This is a genomic window from Armatimonadota bacterium (assembly GCA_020354555.1).
In the GTDB taxonomy this organism is placed as follows: Bacteria; Armatimonadota; Hebobacteria.
Map to the genome: position 1 here is coordinate 1997269 of CP070648.1, position 19058 is coordinate 2016326.

The window sequence follows — 19058 nt, forward strand, 5'->3', positions numbered from 1 at the left end:
ACCGTGTCCTTGCCCGAGATCTCGGCGGTCTCGTGGTCAACCTTCATGACCGGCACCAACCCGGGCACGCACGGCATCTTCGGCTTCACGGATCTCAAGCCCGGCTCCTACGACATGCGCTTCCCGTCTTTCCGCGACCTCGCGGTCCCGACGTTCTGGGACCGCCTCGGCGCCGCCGGCAAGCGCTGCGTCGTCATTAACCAGCCCGCGACCTACCCCGCGCGCGAGATCAACGGTGTCCTCATCTCGGGGTTCGTGGCCATCGATCTGCGCAAGGCTCTCCATCCCCTTGGCCAACTCGCGAATCTCGAGCGCATGGGCTATCGGATTGACGTTGACGTCACCAACCCGGACGGCTTGTTCGACGACCTTCATGCGACCCTCGCCGGGCGCGAGCGCGCCGCCGAGCACTTCTGGGCAAGCGAGGACTGGGACTATTTCCAGGTCGTCGTCACCGGCACCGATCGGCTGCATCACCTGCGCTGGGATGCCTGGGCGGACGCGGCGCGCCCGCAGCGGCAGGCCTTCTTGGACTACTATCGCGCCGTTGACGGCTTCATCGAGCGCGCGCGCGACCGGTTCGACAAGCTCACCGGCGGCCTCGACGGGTTCCACCTGCTATCAGACCACGGATTCGACGCGATCGCGCAGGAGGTGTACCTCAACGCCTGGCTCCGCGGGCAGGGGTACCTCGGGTATGCAAAGGACGGCCCCGAGTCGGTCGCCGACATCAACGGGGAAACCAAGGCGTTCGCGCTCGACCCGGGGCGCATCTACGTCAACGTTCGCGGGCGCTTCCCTCGCGGCGGGGTCGAGCGGGCGGATGTGCCCGGACTCAAGAAGGAGTTGCAGTCCAGGCTGGCCGGCCTCGAATACGAGGGGCAGCCGGTCATGCGGCAGGTGTTCGACGCGGCGGAGATCTACAGCGGCCCGCTCGTGGATAAGGGCCCCGACCTCGTCTGTCTCTCCCATCACGGCTTCGACCTCAAGGGCTCGGTGAAGCGCGCCGAGGTCTTCGCGCGCACGGCGTTTCAGGGCATGCACACCTGGGACGACGCCTTCCACTGGTCGGCCGTGCCGGTCAAGGACGACCTCAACATCGCCGACCTGGCGGACATCGTCACGGCGCCGCTGGTGGCTTGAAGGTCCCCGCGGGACATCGTGCGGTACCGAGCGTCGGGGCACGAGCGCGCCTAAGCGGAGCATCACGAATCTTGTCCCGGTCGTGGGGCACGTACGGTCATTAGCACTCCCTGCGCTGGCGCAAACGCGGCGATTTGGGTACCATAATAGGGACAGCGCACGGAGACATCTCCCTCGGCGTCCGTCACATCGGCCCGGACCATTCAGAGCACCCCCGAGGACGGTGCATCCTGCGTGTCATGCATACGCGCATGAACGATGCGCGCTGACAGGGCAGCAGTGTCATTGTCTGATACATCGCACATCAGAAAACCGGCTGTTGTCGCGGCCCTTGCCATAGCGCTGGCCCTCGCCGCCGCGCCCGCGCACGCCTACATCGGCCCCGGCGCCGGTTTCGCTGTGCTGGGCTCATTCCTGGTGCTCTTCGTCACGCTCATCCTGGCCGCGTTTACCCTCGCCACCTGGCCCATCCGCTATCTCCTGCGGCTTGTCCGCGGCCGGCGCGCCTACACCCGCAGCAAGGTAAATCGCCTCGTCATCGTCGGCCTCGACGGCCTTGATCCGAGGCTCGTCGAGCGCATGATGGAGGAGGGCAAGCTGCCCAACTTGGTGTGCCTGCGTGACATGGGCAGTTACTCCCGGCTTGAGACGACCACGCCGCCTCTCTCGCCGGTCGCCTGGTCGAGCTTCCAGACCGGCGTCAACCCCGCGCGCCACAACATCTATGATTTCCTCACGCGCAGCCCGAAGACATACCTGCCCGACCTGTCGTCAACCGAGATAACAGCGCCGCGGCGCTCGCTCAAGCTGGGCAGGTACAGAATCCCCCTGAGCCGCCCCGGCGTGCGCCTGCTGCGGCGCAGCAAGGCGTTCTGGAGCATCCTCTCCGAGCACGGCATCTGGTCAACCATCCTGCGCGTGCCCATCACCTTCCCGCCGGAGAAGTTCAACGGCCTGCTCATCTCCGCGATGTGCGTGCCGGACCTGAAGGGAAGTCAAGGCACCTTCTCCTTCTTCACCACCGGTGACGGCGACCGCCGGCATACCGGCGGCGTGCGAATTCCTCTCCGGCGCGACGGCGATCGCTTCACGGCCAGTATCCCTGGCCCCGTCAGCCCGTTGTCCGACGACGGAACGGAACTGCGCCTCCCGTTCACTCTGACCCCGAACGATGGCGGCGCGACGTTGGATATATCCGGACAGCGCATCCCGCTCAGGACGGGCGAGCACTCGGAGTGGGTGCGGCTGACATTCAAGGCCGGGCTCGGGGTGAAGGTGTCCGGCATCTGCCGCTTCGTCCTCAAGAGCGTTGCGCCCGAATGCGAACTCTACGCGACGCCCATCAACATTGACCCCGATCGCCCGGCGATGCCCGTGTCGTACCCCGTCACCTATGCGATCTACTTCGCCAAGCTCTTCGGCCCGTTCGCCACCCTCGGCCTGGCGGAGGACACCTGGGCGCTCAACGAGCGGGTGATTGACGAGGGGACGTTCCTCGAGCAGTGCTACCTCATCCACGACGAGCGCGAGAAGATGTTCTTCGACGCGCTCGACAAGACGCGCCGCGGCGTCTGCGCGTGCGTGTTCGATGCCACCGACCGTGTCCAGCACATGTTCTATCGTTATCTCGACGACCGTCATCCGGCGAATGCCGGCAAGGATGTCGAACGCCACGCCAACGCGATCGAAGACGTCTACCGTCGCGCGGACGACCTTGTCGGGCGCGTCCTCGAGCGCCTCGACGACCGCACCGTGCTGCTCGTGCTCTCGGATCACGGCTTCCGCTCCTTTCGTCGGGGTGTCAACCTCAACTCGTGGCTGCACCGCGAGGGCTACCTGGCGCTCAAGGACGGCAAACCTTCGAGCGGGGAGTGGTTCGCGGACGTGGACTGGGATCGGACACGGGCATACGCCATCGGCCTCGGGGGCATCTACCTCAACCGCAAGGGGCGGGAAGCGCGCGGAGTGCTCGGGACGGACGAAGCCGACGCGCTCAAGGCCGAGATCGCGGGCAAGCTCTCGGGCGTACGCGACCCGGATATGAGTGAGGTCGCGATCAATCAGGCATTCGATGCCGCTGCGACCTACTCCGGGCCGTACGTGGGCGAGGCGCCGGATCTCCTTATCGGCTACAACGACGGCTACCGCACGTCGTGGGACGGCGCGGTGGGCAAGGTGACCGACGTCGTGTTCGAGGATAACACGCGCAGCTGGAGCGGCGACCACTGCGTTGATCCGGCATTAGTGCCGGGCGTGCTGTTCTGCAATCGTCCGATCGCCGCCGAGCAGCCGCGGATGGTTGACATCGCTGCGACGGCGCTCGACCTGTTCGGCGTCGAGGTACCGAAGTACATGGACGGCAAACCGCTGCTCGCGGATGCCGCCGCGACCAATGAAGCGATCAACGAGAAACAGAAAGCAGAGGCCTGACGGTCTCATGAAGCGCGATATCGATAACGATCATGCGGCGCGCGATTCGGCTGCCGGCCGGATGAGCCGCCGCGAGTTCCTGAGGAAAGCAGGCGTCGCCGCCGCCGCGCTGTCGCTTCCCGCGGCAGGCGTGTTCGGCGGCTGCGGTCGCCGACGGCTCCCGCTGGCGAAGAAGACTCTCATCATCGGCATGGACGGCGTCGAGCCGAGAATCGTCGAGCGCATGATGCAGGAGGGTCTGCTGCCGAACTTCCGCCGGCTGGCGGGCATGGGCGGGTTCAGCCGTCTCGCCACGAGCATCCCGCCGCACAGCCCGGTCGCGTGGGCGAACTTCATCACCGGCACCAATCCCGGCGGCCACGGCATCTTCGACTTCATCGCGCGCGACCCCGCGACGTATCTCCCGCACCTCTCCATCTCCAAGGTCGAGCCGGCTGAGAGAACGCTTAGCATCGGCGAGTGGGTGCTCCCGCTCTCCGGCGGCAAGGTCGAACGCCTGCGCCACGGGACTCCCTTCTGGCAGTTCCTCGAAGAGCACGGCATCCCCACGACGATGTTTCGCATCCCCTCCGACTTCCCGCCCACGGAAACCGGCGGCCGCGCCATCTCCGACCTCGGCGCCCCCGATATCATGGGCACGTACGGCACCTTCGCCTTCTACACCAACAACCCACCCGAGGACACCAAGGAGGTCTCCGGCGGATACGTCTATCCGGTCGAGATCGGCACCAACGGAGCGATCGAAACCAAGCTCTACGGCCCGCGCAACGACCTGCGCAAGGACGGGCCGAAGTGCCAGATCGACCTCACCATCTACCTCGACCGCTCCGCCCCGGTCGCCAAGATCGTCGTTGCGGGCACGCAGGTGCTGCTGCGCGAGGGCGAGTGGAGCGACTGGGTGCAGGTCAAGTTCCCCATGCTGTGGCGGCACGGCGTCAGCGGCGTGTGCAGGTTCTACCTGAAATCCGTGCGCCCCGATTTCAAACTCTATGTCACACCGATTCAGATCGACCCCTCCGATCCGGCCCTGCCCATCACCACCCCGGCGAGCTACGCGCAGGAGTTACACCGGCGATTCGGCTTCTTCTACACCCAGGGCATGCCGGAGGACACCAAGGTCTGGTCGAGTGGCCTGTTCGACGCGGACGACTACATGCAGCAGTCCGACCTCGTGCTTCGCGAGCGCCTCGAGATGTATGACTACGAGATCGAGCACTTCGACGAAGGCCTGCTCTTCTTCTACCTCTCCAACACCGACCGCCACGGCCACATGTTCTGGTGGGCGCGCGACCCCCAGTGCCCGGCCTACGACCCGGAACTCGCGCCGCGCTACGCGCGCGCCATCGAGGAACTCTACGTCAAGATGGACGGCGTGGTGGAGAAGGCCCTGCGCAAGATCGAAGGCGACGACCTGCTCATCGTCATGTCCGACCACGGCTTCGCGCCGTACTATCGCTCGTTCCAGGTCAATAGCTGGCTCCGCGACAACGGTTACCTGGTCACCTGGGGCGAGGACGAGAGCGACATCTTCGCCTCCGCGGATTGGGGCTATACCAAGGCATACTCGCTTGGCATCAACTGCCTCTACCTCAATGTCGAGGGTCGCGAGGGGCAGGGTATCGTCCGCCCCGGACGCGAGCGCGAGGCTCTCGCGCGCGAGATCGCCCAGCGGCTCAAAGCAGTGCGCGATCCGCAGAACGGCCGGCAGGTCATCTCCAACGTGTACTTCGCCAAAGATGACTACTCCGGCCCGATGGCCGATCTCGCGCCGGATCTCATCATCGGCTACAACTCCGGCTACCGCGGCTCGTGGCAAACCGCCCTCGGTCAGTACGGCAAGACGTTGATTGACGACAACGATGGCAAATGGAGCGGCGATCACTGCATTGACCCGGTTCACGTGCCGGGCGTGCTGTTCTGCAACAAGCCCATCGCGTCGCACGAGCCGGCGCTCTACGACGTCGGCCCGACGGTTCTCGCTGACTTCGGCGTCGAGACGCCCGACGAGATGACCGGGCGCAGCGTTCTCTAGCATACCGCGCGGCACGCCGCGCACGAAGACGGAGGTGACGATGTTCGGTCCGAAGCTGAAGATCGACAAGGCATTGCTCGACAAGGCGAAGCAGTACGCGGAGATGGCGGGCTATTCGTCGGTGGACGAATTCATCGAGCACCTGCTCGCGCGCGAGATCGCCAACCTCGAGGAGTCGGACTCCGAGGAAGAGATCAAGAAGAAGCTCCAGGGACTGGGATACATTTCGTGACGCACCGCTGCGCCCCGCGGCCCGCGGAAACATGTCATCCCGAGCGCGTCGAGGAATCCCGGCACGCCCGATCACGTCTCCCTCGCGCTCCCAGGATCGCCCGCATAATGAGGCCAGATCAGTGACCAGACGCCAATCGCAGTCATGACAATCATCAACTCCATAATGACCACCATATTCGACGTCCTGCTCAGGCCGTTCTCGTCGCTGAGCCCGTGGTACGGCATTGCCGCCGTGTCGCTGGTCACCGGCGTGGTCATGCTGATGATCTTTCGCCACACCTCCAACCAGCGCGCCATCCGCCGGGCGAAGGATCGCATTCGCGCGCATCTCCTCGAAGTCCGCCTCTACCGCGACGACGTCCGCGTCCTCCTGCGCGCGCAAAAAGACATCCTGCTCACCAACCTCCGCTACCTCGGCTACTCGCTCATGCCCCTGCTCGTCATGATCATCCCCGTCGTGCTCATCCTGGTTCAGCTCAACGCGCATTACGGTTACCGTCCCCTGCGCCCGGGGGATTCCGCTATCGTCGCGGTCAGGTTCGCCCAGGGCTTCGACCTCGACGCCGGCCCGCCGCAGCTCGCTGTCCCACCGGGCCTCAAGGCCGAGACTCCACCGCTGCGCATCCCTGCGGAGCGCGAAGTGGACTGGCGCATCGGCGCCGAGCGCCCCGGCAGGTACGCCGTCCGTATCGTCACCGGCGACCAGGAAGTCGAAAAGGCAGTCATCGTTTCGAACGGCCACACCCGCGTCACGCCGCGGCGTGTCGGCACCGGATGGTGGGACATCGTTATGAACCCCGGCGAGAAGCCGCTGCCCGCCGACTCCGCGATCCGTTCCATCGCCGTGGACTACGAGCCCGCCGCGCTTCCGTTTCTCGGCTGGGACATCCACTGGCTCGTCGCCTTCTTCATCCTCTCCATCGCGTTCGGGTTTGCACTCAAGGGCCTGTTCCGCGTCGAGGTCTAGGTTCCACGGCGGCTTGACCCGCGGGCGGGCAAGGATGGGGGAGAGGGCCGTCGAATCATCCCTCGTGATGACGCCGGGCAAACTCAATCTCGCGAATCACGGTAGCGCGAGGCCGCTCGCGTCGCTGACTCTCGTCGTCCTGCTCGTTGTCCTCACCGGCTGCGCGCGCTCCACGCGCACGACTGCCTCCGCGTTATCCAACGCCTCACGCGTCCGGCCTCCCGCCGTCGCCGGCCCGTTCTATGCCGGCGACGCGGCGACCTTGGCGCGGCAAGTGGACGGGTATCTCGCCTCAGCGAAGGCACCGGCCAAGCATCGGCCGGTGGTCGCGCTGATCGCCCCTCACGCAGGCTACGAGTACTGCGGCAAGGTTGCCGCCGCCGCCTATCGCCTGCTGCAAGGCCGCGACATCTCGACGGTGGTCGTCGTCGGACCCAGCCACAGCGCGCGCTTCCCCGGCGCCGCGCTGTGCTCCGCCGACGCATGGGAGACCCCGCTCGGCACGGTGCCGGCCGACGGCGAGATCATCGCGGCGCTCGCGACGCGCGACGCCTTCGATGTCCGCGACGAACCTCACGGGCCCGAGCACTGCATTGAAGTCCAGCTCCCGTTCCTGCAGCGAACCGTCGGCGACTTCCGCCTCGTGCCCGTGCTCATGAGCGATTTCTCGCGCGAGAACTGCGCGCGCGTGGGTAAAGGGTTGGCCGAGGCGCTTGCCGGCCGCAGCGCGCTTCTGGTGGCGAGTTCCGACATGTCCCATTACCCCGCCTACGACGATGCCTGCAAGGCCGACCGGGAGATGCTCGACGCGCTCCGCACCTTTGACGCGGACAAGGTTCTGGCGAAGGACGCGGAGGTGATGGGCGGGCGAACGCCGCGCCTCGCGTGCACCCTGTGCGGTTTGGGGCCGGTCATAGCGGTGATGCGGGCCGCGAAGCTGATGGGCGCGGATGAGGTCGAAATCCTGAGCTACGCTAACTCCGGCGACGTCGTGCCGCAGATGAGGAATCGCGTCGTCGGCTACTGCGCAGTGGCGATGTATGGAGACGCGAACGCGTCGGATTCCGGAGCGGCGCGGGCGACCGCAAAGGAGGCTGCGACAATGAGTGACAAGCCCGCCGACAAAGCGACCCAGCCCGACGAAGGCGAACTGAATGAAGAGCAGCAGCGCAAGCTTCTGCGCCTGGCCCGGCGCGCGATCGAGGAATACGTCCGCACCGGCAAGGTGATCAAGGTGACCGAGGACGACCCGCTCCTCAATCAGCCTCGCGGCTGCTTTGTCACCCTCAAGCAGGGCGACATGCTGCGCGGCTGCATCGGCGACCTCGAGGGCCGCGAGCCCCTCTACCTCAACATACGCGACAAGGCCATCGCCTCGGCGACACAGGACTTTCGCTTTGAGCCCGTCCGGCACGGCGCGGTCCAAGACCTCGACATCGAGATATCGGTGCTGTCGCCGCTGCGGAGGGTCGCCGATCCGTCGGAGATCGTCGCCGGCAAGCACGGTGTGCTGGTGCGCGAGGGCCACCGCGGCGGCGTGTACCTGCCGCAGGTGGCGACGGAACAGGGCTGGAGCCGCGAGGAGATGCTTACCCACCTCTGCCAGTACAAGGCCGGGCTCGCGCCCGATGCATGGAAGCGCGGCGCCGAACTCTACTCCTTTACTGCGCAGGTCTTCGGCGAAAAGGAACTCGGAGAGTAGGTTGACGGAGTTCGTGGAAGGCGCACCGCGCGATACGGCGAGGGAGGAGTCTCCACCCGCACAGAAGGCGCAGTCCACGGATCGCAGCCGGCGCCGCTTCCTCGGTTTCGTCGCCGGGGGTGTTGCTGCGGCCGCCGCCAGCGGCTGGGCGGGCTCGCGCCTGCTGCGTGGCCGCCGGGTCGTGCCCGCCGCCGCGTCAACGGCCCGCGGCGCGCCCTCACCCGGCACGGTCGTCAGGGTGACGCACCCGCGAGTCGTGAGCAGCAACAGGCGCGTGGACGCGGGCATGGCGCTCGACATGGTGGACGCCGCGCTGGCGCGCCTCACCGGTCAGAGCGAACGCGCTGCGGCATGGTCGTCCCTGTTCTCGCCCGACGACGTTGTCGCAATCAAGGTTAACTGCCTCGCCCCGCCGCCGCTGTCAACCCACCCCGAGATCGTGCAGGCCATAATCACCGGCCTGCGCGACGCCGAAGTGCCCGACGGCAACATCATCATCTACGACCGCCTGACCCATGAACTCGAGCGCGCCGGGTTCACGCCCAACACCGGCCGCGGCGTGCGCTGTTTCGGTTCGGAAGCCACCGGCTACGACTCCTACCCGAGCGAAGCCGGCGTGGTCGGGTCATGCCTGAGCCGCATCGTCTCCGAGCTGTGTACCGCGATCATCAATGTCCCGTTGGTCAAGGACCACGACGTCGCCGGGGTCAGCATCGCCCTCAAGAACCACTTCGGCAGCATCAATAACCCCAACAAGCAGCACGAGAACCAGTGCTGCCCGCAGGTCGCCGACGTCAACCTCTTTGACCCCATCCGCAGCAAGCAGCGCCTCATCATCGCCGATGCGCTCATCGTGACCTATGACGGCGGCCCCGCCTACAAGCCCAACACCTCGGCGCAGTACAATGGCATCCTCGCCGCGACTGACCCGGTAGCGTTGGACGCCGTCGGCTGGGATCTCATCGAGGGCCTCAGGCGCCGCGCGGAGTTGCCGACGCTCGCCGAAGAGGGTCGCGAGCCGAAGTACATCTCGGTCGCGGCTGATGAGGACCATCACCTCGGCATCGCCGACCTCGCGCGCATACACGGAGTAGATCTTGATCTCGGGGGTGAGGCGGCATGAGCGTCAGATTCGACGGACTCGATGCCGGTATCACGCGGCGGCAATTCATGCGCGGCTGCGCGCTGAGCGCCGTCGGCGCTTGCGCGCTCGCCGCGGGCTGCGACACCGCGCCTGCGGTCGCGGCCAGGAAAGACGAGTGGTACCTGCGCCGCGCGCTGTACTACAAGCGCCTGCCCAAGCTGCGCGTGCGCTGCGAGTTGTGTCCCCGCGAGTGCGTGGTCGGCGACAGGGAGCGCGGCTACTGCGGCGTCCGCGAGAACCGCGGCGGCGACTACTACACCGTCGTCTACGGCCGTGCCTGCACCGTCCAGGTTGACCCGATCGAGAAGAAGCCGCTCTTCCACTACCTCCCCGGCCGCCCGATCTACTCTTTCTCCACCGCCGGCTGCAACCTGGAGTGCAAGAACTGCCAGAACTGGCAGATCTCTCAGTCACGCCCCGAGCAGGTGCGGGAGATCCGCCTGACCCCGGCCGAGATGATCGCCCAGGCGCGCCGTCGCGGGGTTTCTCTGATCGCCGGAACCTACGCCGAACCCGTCGTCTTCTACGAGTACATGGAGGACGTCGCCAAGGAGGGCAAAAAGCGCGGCGTCCGCAGCGTTGCCATCACCGCCGGCTACATCAACCCGCAGCCCATGCGACGGCTGTGCCAGTCCCTCGACGCCATCAAGATTGACCTCAAGTCCATGCGCGAGGAGTTCTATCGCAAGAACTGCTCGGGGCGTCTCAGGCCTGTGCTCGACGCCATCATCGCGGCCAAACGGACCGGCACGTGGCTCGAAATCGTCTACCTCGTGATCCCCACGATGAACGATAGCGATGCCGAGATCAAAGACCTCGCCCAGTGGATGAAGAGCGAACTCGGCCCGGATGTCCCGCTCCACTTCTCCCGTTTCCACCCCACGTACCGGATGACCAATCTGCCGCCCACGCCCGCGGAAACGCTAACGCGCTGCCGCGATCTCAGCATAGCTGCGGGGCTGCGCTACGTCTATGTCGGCAACCTCCCCGGCCATCCCGGCGAAAGCACGTATTGCCCGAAATGCAAGCGCGTCGTCATCGAGCGCCAAGTCTTCTACATCAAGCAGAACAACCTGCGCGACGGCAAGTGCAAGTCCTGCGGCGCATCCATCCCCGGCGTGTGGTCGTAGCGCGCTGATGTGCCGGCTCCGGGCGCGCGATCCGCGATCGCCCGTGTTCCGGGCGGTCGGTGCACAACCGCCCGATGATCCCCGCGCCTCGAAAGGGAACCGGCGCACCTCACGGCGAAGAGTAGCGCATCACCGTTCCAGGAGCATTGTCATGCGAAAAGTCAGGATTGGCTTCATTCCCTCCCATCGCGATCCGTTCGGTCGCCAATGGGCGGTCAAGATGCGCAAGGCCTGTGTCGCCGCGCTGCGCAAGGTGCCGGGGTTGGATCTCGTCGTGCCGGGTACCGACCTGACCGAGCAAGGCCTGGTGGGCAATATCGAAGAGGGCCGCAAGACTCTCGACTTGTTCCGCCAGCAAGGCGTCGCCGGCGTCATCGTCGGCGGCATGACCTTCGGTCACGAGACGTCGGCGATTGGGGTCGTCGTGGCCGGCCTGCCCCGCGGCACGCCGGTGCTGCACTTCGCCACCAAAGGCGCGCCCATCGGCAAGGACGGCTTGCGCGCCTCCGATTCCTGGTGCGGCCAGTTCATGATCACCTCCGCGATGAAGCGCCGCGGCATCAAGTACGAACACATCCCGACGTGCTTCGCCGATGAACCGGTATTCGCCGAGCGCGCCGCCCGCTTCGCCCGCGCCTGCGCCGCCAACCAGGCCTTCCACGGCGCGCGCTTCGGGCAGATCGGCGCGCGGCCCGAGGAATTCGAGTCTGTGTGGTGGGACGAGGCGAGCATGCAGAAGCGCTTCAACCAGACCGTCGTGCCGGTGGACCTCGACGATACCCTCACCCGCGTCGAGGCGGTGCCGCTTGGCGCAAAGACCAAGCGAGTTGCCAAACAGATCAGTGAAGGTCTCAGCGCGTGCGACGCGCCGCCGGAATCGGTGACCACCATGGCCCGCTACGAGATCGCCCTCGAGGAACTCGCGCGCGAGAAAGACCTCGTCGCCATGGGCGTCAACTGCTGGCCGCGCGTCCAGCCGCGGCTCGGCATCTCGGTGTGCCAGTCCCTCGGCCGCCTCACCGACAAGGGCATCATGTGCGCGTGCGAGGTGGACATCTACGGCGCCGCCAGCATGTGGGCCGCCTACACCGCCGCCCTCGACCAGGTCGCTCCGCACTTCATTGACTGGACCGAGTTGCACCCGACGCGCAAGAACGTCTGGCTCGCGTGGCACTGCGGCAACTGCCCCAGCAGCCTCTGCGAGCAGGGGTGCAAGGTTGCCCTGCGCGACCACAGCATCCTGCAGTACAAGCCATCCTACGGCACGCGCGAATTCCGCATGAAGCCCGGCCCGGTGACCTGCATGCGCCTCGTTGAGTACGACGGCGAATTCACCATGTTCATCGGCCGCGGCGAGGTGGTACCGATCGAGCCGGTCACTCGCGGGTCGTACGGCTGGGTGCGGGTCGCCGACGTCATGGACTGGGAGCAGAAGATGGTGGATCACGGCATCATCCACCACGGCGTGCTCATCCACGATCCCGATGTCGCCGCCGCCCTCGAATCCTTCTGCTTCTTCAACGACATCGCGGTCGTCAAAGGCGCCTGAACGTCGCCCGGTTTGTGGCGCGCCACGCGGCCGCCGGCCATCGGGTGCGACCCTCGGGGATGCATGAGTGGCAACGCAACGCAGGGGCCCAAGGCCTTGCGCCCCTCACTTCGTCTGATTGACCTCGCGGCGAACAGACTCCGCGTCAGTTCTGCGCGGCGTCCCATTGGTCGGCATCGACGATCATCCCTTGGCATGGCACCGCACCGCGCATGTCATTCATGGCTGACATGTTTCGACAGGTGCTTCCCGCAGCACGGCCAATACGGCGAGACAGTGATGCATCGCCGTGACACTCCACTGTCCGTGGAGGACAGGCGTGATCGAAAGGAGTCCGCATATGAGTAGTCGTACGCAGGTCGGATTCGTTGTTGTGGTCGCCCTCGCGGCGCTGATGGCGGCCACCGTCGCCGCATTCGCGCAGCAGCCCGCGCCGCCGCGGCTCGGGCCCATGCCAGACCGCCCGATGCCGGGCATGGCCATGGGCATGATGGGCGGATGCCCGATGTGCGGGGGCATGATGGGCGGCATGATGGGGCGCTCCGCCGTCGTCGCGGCGGACGACGCCGTGTACGTCCTGGCCGGCAACACGGTGATGAAATACGACCGCGACCTCAGCCTCCTCAAGCAGGCCGAGATACCGGCGGACCCGGCCAAGATGGGTCAGATGCGCGATCAAATGATGCAGCACTGCCCGATGATGCAGCAGATGCGAGGCGGTCAGAGACAAGGCGGCCGGATGCAGCCTGCCCCGATGGCAGGCGAACGCCCCCTGCGGCGCCGCGCCGGAATGATGGGCATGTGCCCCATGGGCATCAGCGGCGGTATGATGGGCGGGATGATGGGGCGCGCCTCGCTCACCGTGGCCGGCGATGCCGTGTATGTCATGGCAGGGAACCGGCTGCTCAAGTACGACCGCGACCTCAACCTCCAGAACGAGGCCGAGATCCAGGTTGATCCCGCCAAGATGGGCGGGATGATGCAGCGGATGATGGAGAGCTGCCCGATGATGCAGCAGATGCCGGGCGGCGGGATGATGGGTGGTGCGGGCGCCGAGCCCCCACAGCCGGGCGGCGCGGAGTAGCACGACTCAACGTTTTCCGGGGCGCGCGGCTGCCCGCGCGCCCCGGCCCTCTCCAGCTGCCCTGCCGCATCCCGGATTCGCCGGCATCGCGCAGCCGCTGAAGGTAAGCGTCAGCCCCTCGCCGAAACACCACCTGCTCGCGTCCTGCAAAGCCTCGCGTCATTCGGTTAGTGACCTCGGCTACCATTCGACCGTCATGAACGAAGATATCAAAGTCGCAGCCGTTGGGCTGGCGTGCCTGGACTTTCTGGCGCTTGCGGAGCAGGCGCCCGTCGGCGGCACCTCGCCGATGCAGCGCCTGCTGGTTCAAGGCGGCGGGCTGACCGCCACGGCGGCAGTCGCGGTGGCGCGGCTTGGCGGCGGCGTGCGCCTGCTCACCCGCGTCGGCGACGACCACATCGGGCGCCAGGTGCTCGACGAACTGCGCGCGGAGGGCGTGGACGTATCCGCCTCGCCGGTGATCCCTGGCGCGACCACACCGTGCAGCGTCGTCATGGTTGACCCGCACACGGGCGACCGGACGATCTACCACCTCTCAGGCTCCGAACTGGAAACCAGCGCATCGGCGCCGGATGTGGAGTTCGTGCGGGCGTCTCGGGCCCTGCTCGTTGACGCCTTCTGGCGCGAAGCGGCGCTGGCGGCGGCCCAGGCCGCACGCCAGGCGGGGGTGCCCGTGGTCGCCGACTTCGCACCGGGTGCCAATGTGGAGGAGTTGGCGGGGCTGGTTGACGTCTTCATTGTGCCCGAATCGTGGGCGGCCGCTCGCGAGTGCGCGCGGGACTGTGACGATGCCTTGCGCGCGCTCCACTCGTACGGGGCGAAGATAGCCGTGGTGACGGCTGGCCCGAGGGGCTGCTGGTATTCAGGCCGCGGCGAGACCGGCCACTGCCCGGCATTCGAGGTCGAGGTGGTGGACACGACCGGCGCGGGCGACGTGTTCCACGGCGCCTTTGCCTATGCCCTGGCTCGCCAATGGGATGTCGCGCGCTGCGTCGAGTTCTCTGCCGCCGTCGCCGCGCTCAAGTGCCGCGAACTCGGCGGCCGCACGGGCATCCCTGATCTGCCGGAGACGCTCGACTTCCTCCGCGCCAACGGGCGTCTCAACTGGCGCACCTGCTGAGCGGCCCCCGTGGCCCGAAACGAACATGCCCACGGCACGCCGTGGGCATGTATCCGATTCAATCTAGCGCGGATTATTCATACTACGCTTGAAGAGCGTCGATCCGGCGTGCGATGCGTGCGCGCATGAATAATGCGCGCTGGATCGCGCGACGGCGCGGACGTCACTCTTCCAGCTTGGACGCCGCCTCTTCCGCCTCGAGCTTCACTGCTTTGTAGCCGCCTCGCGACAGGTCGTAAAGGAAAATCGCCCCGAAGATGACGATGAGGCCCACCGGCAGCACCCCCACGTATCTCAGCGCGCCGGACGGCCCGAAGTTGTCGTAGAAGTAGCCCATAAGCGGCTGAGCAAGACCCGAGGAAGCCATGCCCGCGGCGCCCATCAGGCCGAGCAGCAGCGCCCCGCCGGCCGGGAAGCGCTCCGAAGTTACGCCGAGCATCGTCGGCCAGAAGTAACAGATGCCCACCGCGAAAACGAACGACGCGGCGTACGCTGTGGGCGCGGAACTGACGTAGCTCAAGGCCACTAGGCCCACGACCGACAGGATAGAGGAACCGATGAGCAAGCCGATCGGCGAGAGCTTGTGTACGACCGGGCCGGCGAACAATCGCCCGACGAGCATGATCAGGCTGATCCAGGCCAGGACCAAGATGCCGGACTGAGTCGCCGTGTTCTTCATAATCTCCGCAATCCACTGGTTCGGCCCCAGCTCGGTCGCGGCGGTCAGCCACATGCAGATGAACCACACGATGAACAGCGGTCGTAGCGCCTCTTTGTACATGCGGCCCGTGGAGACGCCCGACGCAACGCGCTCGGTGCGCGGGAGCTTGAGCCGCAGGAGCATGAAGCCGTAGATCAGCGCCGGTATGAGCACCACGGCCTGCTTGACCTGCCAGCCCTGCCCAGCCTTCGTCAACGCATACGCGAGGACGCTCCCGATCACAATCCCACCGGGCCACCACGCGTGCAGCAGGTTGAGCCGTTCGGTCTTCTTATCCGGGTAGATCGTTGCCACCAGTGGGTTGATGGCCGCCTCCACGAAGCCGTTCCCGAGGCCGATGAGCAGGGTCGCCGCCGCCAGCATGAGGTACCCGTTGGCGAAGATCGTCATCAGGGTGCCGACGATGTGTCCGATGAACGCCAACGCGAGAATCGCACGCATCCCGATCACGTCGCACAGCTGGCCGCCGATGAAGATCGAAATGGTGAATCCCCAGAACGCGCCGATGATGACCCAGCCGAGCTGTTCGTTGGTCAGGTTGAAGTCGGTGCTCAGGTCACCCAGGATGTCGCCGCGCACCGCGAAGATGATCGCCGTCGCGATGAGAGCGATGCAGCTCGCAAAGAACATCTGCCCGGGGCTGCTGTTACCGGTAGGGCGCGCACTCCCTGTCTGTGAGCTCACGGTCATGCACCTCCCGTTCGGGGTAGTCCGTCATCCACCGCGCGAGCGCTCTCGCATTCAGCACAGCCCTGGAGCAGCGCGCGTCGGCGATTCAGCCCGGCACGCCCGGCCGGGCTTGACGGCGGTCAGTTAGACGCCAAACGCCTGCTATCCTTCTTGTCCGGGAAAGGAATTCGCCGCGCGACGGCGCGGGCGCCTGCCACGGGCGCCCCAGACGGTGCGAGGGAAGGCGCCGAGCGCCTTCCCTCGATGTCGCAAGTCTGACCGACCGACCGACTTCGACCGGTCGGATTAACCGCAGGGGAACGTGGCGCTACGGGCGACGCTGCTCCAACTGCAACGGCCGGTTCTGTTCATCCACCAGGCGCACCACCGCATCCCAATCGCTGCCGCCGTTCAGCACCTCGACCAGGATGTCGTTCGTTCCCTGCTTCAAGGTCGCCTCGAACACGTCCTGGTCCACCACCACGCCCCGCGCCGCGTTGTTTCCGAATACCTGCTCTCCGTTCAGCCACACTTTGATCCCGTCGTCACTACCGACCTTGAACGTCACCTTCATTGCCTGCGGCGACGTCACCTCGGCGTACATGTACGCCGCCTTGTTGTCGGTCGGACTTAGAATCTCGTCGAGCGGAACGATGGCCTGGATGTCCTCCGCGTGGTAGGCGCTCCACGCCAGCTTCTGCCCGTCGAGCTCGTACTCCTTATCCAAAACCACTTCCCGCTCGGGGAAGTACTGCTTGCCCCACGCTTCGCGGTTGACGTTCGGGAAGGGTCCGATGATCCACCAGTTCGTGATGAAGCCCTGCATCGCCGCGACGTCAACCTCCACGCCCAATTCCTGCAGCTTCTGTGCCGCCGACAACCCCTGCGGCCCCGTGGTTCGTCCGGCGGCATCGGTGTAAATCGCCGTCGCCTGCGCCTCGTCGCCGGCTCGCGCCGCCGCGTCACCGAGCTGCACGTATGCTTCCAGCGCCGCCGCTGCGACATCGCCGTCTGCATCGAGCGCCGCTTTCACCGTCGGCAGCGCCGCCATGTTCCCCGTCGCACCCGCTCCGCGAAGCGCCCGCGCCTTCGCGCCTTCGGCCTGCGCGGCCCCAAGTGCATACAGATAGGCCTCGGCCGCGGTCGTTGTCTCGCCAGCGCCCAACAGCGCATCGGCCACGCTCACATAGGCATCCAGCGCGGCCGCGCGCAGCGGGTCGGTCGCACGCTCGATCACCGCGCGCAGCGGCCCAGCCGCTGTCGCGTCGGCGAGCTGCCCCAGCGCCTCGGCCGCAGCCGTGCGCACACCGGGGATCGGATCAGACAGTGCCGCGATGAGCGCCGGCGTCGCGGACGAATCCCCGCGCTGACCCAGGAAGCCGATCACAGTCGCGCGCTCGTCCCGGGCCAGCGCCTTGAGCGCGCCAATAAGCGCGGCGGTCGCCTCCGCGCCCGGAATCTGCGCCAGCGCGGCCGCGGCAGTCGTTCGCACCTGCGGGTTGTCCGCCCCAAGGAAGGGCCTGATATCGTTCACCATCTCCGGCCGCCCGGACACGCCAAGGCCCACCAGGGCAGCCACCTGCTGCACGTCGCTCTGTCCCAGCGCCAGCGCTCGGCGATACATCGTCACGCCTCTATGCACCCGGCCCTGCTCGAGCGCGGCGTAAGCCAGCCGCAGATAGGCATCCAGCGCAGGCGACCGCAGTTCCGCCGGGCCTGTGGCTGCGATGTCCCACAACGGCTCTGCCCCCGCCGGGTCGCCGATAAGCCCGAGCGCATCAATGGCAGCCAAACGCACGACCAGATTCCCCGACTGTGCCGCGTCAATGGCGGCGGGCGTTGCCGCGCGATCACCACGCGCGCCCAAGGCGTGCAATATCGCCTGCTGCGACTCCGGCCCGACGGTCCCCAGCATCTCAACCAGGGCCTGCGTCGCCTCGGGCCCGGGAATCTGCATCAGCGCCTGGCGTGCATCCTCGCGCAGCGCGTCCTCGCTCAACATGGACTTCAGCGTGGCGACCGCGCGTGCGTCGCCCATCAAGCCGAGCATGTGCGCGGCGATGCGGCGCACCGACGCCGCGCGCTCTCGTCCGGCGAGATGGATAACCCATCGCTGGATCCCCGCGGCCTGGGGTGTTCCGGCCCATCGCTGCGCGATCCATATCAGCGTGTCCCGCGCCTCGCCGGCCAACTGCGCGTCTCCCGCTGCGACCATCGCCATTAGCGGCGCGACGGCCGGCTCCCCCATGCCGATCAGCCGCGACTTGGCAGCGTAGCGCGCATCCTCGTCTTCGGCGCCAAGCTGCGGCGCAAGCGTGCGCACATCCGTCTCCGCCGACACAGTACCCGTCGCCGCCCACTCCGTCCCCCGCTGCACCAGCGCCGCGAACTCCTCGCCCTGCATCGCCTCCGCGTGGTGCCCGAGCGCGTTGTGGAAGCACCGGCCGCCCTGCCACTCCACGGTCCACACCATCGGCTCGTCGCTCCCGGTTCCGCCCGTGTCCTCAGCCGAAAAGGCGGTCGCCAGGAGATGGATGTCCGGCATCATGGTCAGCCGGTGGTACAGCTCATCGGTTGAGCTGAGGAAATCGCTCATGCCGCGCGTGATCGGGTGGCTGTGGTCAACGATGCGGACGGGGAACTGGTGCTGGCGGCCGTGCCCGGCGGTTGCCCCCCAGTAGCCGCCGATCAGCGCGATGTACTCCGGCCAATCGGTAAATGCGTTGTTCGCGGCGTGGATGACGACGAAGCCCTTGCCCGCGCGGATGAAATCAAGGAACGCCTGCTCCGCGACCGGGCCCCAGCGATCGCCGTTGTAGTTGCTCAGGATGACGTCGTATGGCGCGAAATCCGCCGCGGTGCATGCCTCGGGGTGCTCGTTGACCGTGACCCTGAACTGCCCCGAGCGCTCCAGGATGTCCTGCAACACGGGCGTAGTCGAGCGCCAATCGTGGTTGTTTTGTCCGGTCACGATGAGGACGTTGATCTTGCCCACGGCGGGGGCTGCGGCCGCGCTCGCCAGCAGGACGGCGATCACCGCTAGCGCGATGATAACGCGCAGGGGTTTCATTCGCGAGTCTCCCTTCGCCCGCAGCCGCCGCCGGACCACGCAGGACCGACGACGGCTGCGACT

At 66.6% G+C, this 19058-nt stretch carries 13 protein-coding genes; 11 read left to right on the forward strand and 2 right to left on the reverse strand.

All coding sequences use genetic code 11. The features are described 5' to 3' along the window. The 11 genes from JSV65_08155 to JSV65_08205 all read left to right on the forward strand — a co-directional run. The coding region (locus JSV65_08155; protein ID UCH36314.1) for an alkaline phosphatase family protein at window positions 1-1143 on the forward strand (1143 nt) is incomplete at its 5' end. 258 nt (window positions 1144-1401) lie between these two features. Beyond that, a complete protein-coding gene (locus JSV65_08160; protein UCH36315.1) occupies window positions 1402-3573 on the forward strand; it encodes an alkaline phosphatase family protein in 2172 nt (723 codons plus the stop codon). 7 nt (window positions 3574-3580) lie between these two features. Further along, window positions 3581-5605 (forward strand): alkaline phosphatase family protein, encoded by a 2025-nt coding sequence (locus JSV65_08165; GenBank protein ID UCH36316.1) that lies wholly within the window; start codon window positions 3581-3583, stop codon window positions 5603-5605. Between the two features lie 40 nt (window positions 5606-5645). After that, complete coding sequence (locus JSV65_08170; GenBank protein ID UCH36317.1) at window positions 5646-5837, forward strand: hypothetical protein; 192 nt, start codon at window positions 5646-5648, stop codon at window positions 5835-5837. Window positions 5838-5981: 144 nt separating this feature from the next. Then, the gene (locus JSV65_08175) at window positions 5982-6806 is read left to right on the forward strand and encodes a hypothetical protein (GenBank protein UCH36318.1); all 825 of its coding nucleotides are present in this window, start codon (window positions 5982-5984) and stop codon (window positions 6804-6806) included. Between the two features lie 34 nt (window positions 6807-6840). Beyond that, window positions 6841-8508 carry an AmmeMemoRadiSam system protein B gene (amrB, locus tag JSV65_08180; GenBank protein ID UCH36319.1) on the forward strand — a complete coding sequence of 556 codons (1668 nt, stop codon included), beginning with the start codon at window positions 6841-6843 and terminating at the stop codon, window positions 8506-8508. A 1-nt stretch (window position 8509) separates the two neighbouring features. Further along, complete coding sequence (locus JSV65_08185; GenBank protein ID UCH36320.1) at window positions 8510-9631, forward strand: DUF362 domain-containing protein; 1122 nt, start codon at window positions 8510-8512, stop codon at window positions 9629-9631. Continuing rightward, window positions 9628-10782 (forward strand): AmmeMemoRadiSam system radical SAM enzyme, encoded by a 1155-nt coding sequence (gene amrS, locus JSV65_08190; GenBank protein UCH36321.1) that lies wholly within the window; start codon window positions 9628-9630, stop codon window positions 10780-10782. The genes JSV65_08185 and amrS overlap by 4 nt, the downstream gene beginning before the upstream one ends. 151 nt (window positions 10783-10933) lie before the next feature. Further along, on the forward strand, window positions 10934-12331 hold the full coding sequence (locus tag JSV65_08195) for a hypothetical protein (GenBank protein UCH36322.1): 1398 nt from the start codon (window positions 10934-10936) through the stop codon (window positions 12329-12331). 340 nt (window positions 12332-12671) lie between these two features. Next, window positions 12672-13415, forward strand: a complete 744-nt coding sequence (locus tag JSV65_08200; GenBank protein UCH36323.1) for a hypothetical protein — start codon at window positions 12672-12674, stop codon at window positions 13413-13415. A 196-nt stretch (window positions 13416-13611) separates the two neighbouring features. After that, on the forward strand, window positions 13612-14535 hold the full coding sequence (locus JSV65_08205; protein ID UCH36324.1) for a ribokinase: 924 nt from the start codon (window positions 13612-13614) through the stop codon (window positions 14533-14535). 163 nt (window positions 14536-14698) lie between these two features. On the opposite strand, the gene JSV65_08210 is transcribed toward JSV65_08205, so the two are convergent. Continuing rightward, the gene (locus tag JSV65_08210; GenBank protein ID UCH36325.1) at window positions 14699-15946 is read right to left on the reverse strand and encodes an MFS transporter; all 1248 of its coding nucleotides are present in this window, start codon (window positions 15944-15946) and stop codon (window positions 14699-14701) included. Between the two features lie 307 nt (window positions 15947-16253). After that, the gene (locus JSV65_08215) at window positions 16254-18995 is read right to left on the reverse strand and encodes a ThuA domain-containing protein (GenBank protein UCH36326.1); all 2742 of its coding nucleotides are present in this window, start codon (window positions 18993-18995) and stop codon (window positions 16254-16256) included. Between the last annotated feature and the right edge of the window lie 63 nt (window positions 18996-19058).